General features: G+C 70.2%; 1 protein-coding gene, 1 tRNA gene and 1 pseudogene. 2 read left to right on the forward strand and 1 reads right to left on the reverse strand.

The window, feature by feature from the left end; translation table 11 throughout:
• Positions 1 to 108: pseudogene (locus AB0O82_RS38665) on the reverse strand (ABC transporter ATP-binding protein); the annotation flags it as partial.
• A gap of 393 nt (positions 109 to 501) precedes the next feature.
• On the opposite strand from AB0O82_RS38665, the gene AB0O82_RS38670 reads away from it, so the two are divergent.
• Both AB0O82_RS38670 and AB0O82_RS38675 read left to right on the forward strand, forming a co-directional pair.
• A tRNA-Leu gene (locus AB0O82_RS38670) sits at positions 502 to 583 on the forward strand.
• Positions 584 to 722: 139 nt separating this feature from the next.
• Entirely contained in the window at positions 723 to 1,595 is an 873-nt protein-coding gene (locus tag AB0O82_RS38675) for a Bax inhibitor-1/YccA family protein (protein WP_363589740.1), read from the forward strand.
• Positions 1,596 to 1,713: the final 118 nt, after the last annotated feature.

The following is a 1,713-nucleotide window of genomic DNA, read 5'->3' on the forward strand; positions in this document are numbered from 1 at the left end:
GTCGAGGGCCACGACGCGGGTCTCCCCGTCCCCGTAGACCTTGTTGAGGCCGGTGGCGCGGGCGGCCGCCAGGCCGGTACGGACGGCGGTTGCGGTCGACGTGGTCACGGGGGTGCTCCTTGGTGGTCGCGGGCTGCGGGAGACGCGCTGGGCGCCTGGACGGCCGGGCCGCCAGGGGCGCCCGGCCGTACCTCCATGCTCCGCCGTGTGATCACGAGTTCTCGTCGCTCCGCCGGACGGTTGGCCTGACCACCGCTGGGCGTACGGCCAGGTGACGCCCTCCTCCTGGGGTATGACGCCGACCCTGAGCGCTGGGCGGTGGCCGGAACTCGTACACTTCGTGGCCGAATTGCGGACTGTTCGTCAGATCGCAAGGAAACATGACAACTTCCCTGGCTGGGAACATGCGAAAGGGCGAGGCGGGCGACTAGGCTCTGGGGTGGCCCGCACCGGGGGTGGAGCGCTTCTTCTCCGGCCGATGGAGGGGTCCGTCCTCAGGACGCCCGGATGGTGGAACGCAGACACGGGCAGCTTAAAACTGCTTGGCCGCGAGGCCGTGCCGGTTCGAGTCCGGCTCCGGGCACCGCTCGACTCGCGGGGGCGCCGACGGCGTCCCCGCCGGGAGTCGTTCAGTGATCCTCCTCGCGGCGTATCCCGATATTTTTGCCAAGCCATTACCCTGGTGGCTGGGCGGTGCAGTGCCGCCACGGAGGGAATGTGCAATGAGAAGCAGCAACCCGGTCTTCTCGCGGGAGGGGTCCTTCACCCGCGAGCCCGGCTACGCGGGGTTCGGTACCACCACGCAGGCCGGGGGCCAGTACGGCAACAACCCCTACGCGGGGACCCCTTACGCCCAGCAGCCGCAGGCGCAGGGCCCGCTGACCGACGAGCAGCTGTACGAGATGTACAACGGGCCGTCGGCCGGCCCCGCCGCCACCGGGCGGATGACGCTCGACGACGTGGTCGCGCGCACGGCCATGACGCTGCTGACCCTGGTCGCCGCCGGCGCGGTGGCCTGGTTCGTGCTGCCGTTCGAGAACTTCGGCTTCGCGATCGGCGCCAGCCTGGTGGCCATGGTCGTCGGCCTGGTGGTCTCCTTCAAGCGCAGCGTCAGCCCGCCGCTGATCCTGACCTACGCGGCTCTTGAGGGCTTCGCGCTCGGCGCGGTCACGCACGCGCTCAACACCGTCATCAACGGCATCGCGATCCAGGCGGTGCTGGGCACGGCGGCGGTCTTCGCGGCGATGCTGTTCGCCTACAAGAGCGGCCGGATCCGGGTCACCGCGCGCTACACCCGGATCGGCATCGCGATTGCCATGGGCTTCGTGCTGCTGATGCTGGTCAACATGATCGCGATGGCGTTCGGCGCCGACATGGGGCTGCGTTCAGGCCCGCTGGGCATCGTGGTCGGCCTGATCGGCATCGCCCTCGGCGCCTTCTTCCTGTCGCTGGACTTCGCGGCGATCGAAGAGGGCATCGCCCAGGGCGCGCCGCAGAAGGAGGCCTGGCGGGCCGCCTTCGGGCTCACCCTGTCGCTGGTCTGGATCTACGTCGAGATGCTGCGCCTGATCGCGATCCTGCGCGGCGACGACTAATCGCGTTCCCGCCGTACCACTGCCGCCGGGGGCCCCCCGCGCCAAACACCGGGGGCGGCGCCGGGGGTATGGGGCGCGGGAAGGGTTTAAGTAAAGATCACGGCCGGCGCCCCGCGGC

Origin of the sequence: Kitasatospora sp. NPDC088264 (assembly GCF_040685715.1) — a bacterium.
GTDB lineage: Bacteria > Actinomycetota > Actinomycetes > Streptomycetales > Streptomycetaceae > Kitasatospora.

What these genes read in the sequence shown, in the direction of transcription:
- AB0O82_RS38675 (WP_363589740.1), top strand. Translation starts at nt 723, where the DNA reads ATGAGAAGCAGCAACCCGGTCTTCTCGCGGGAGGGGTCCTTCACCCGC.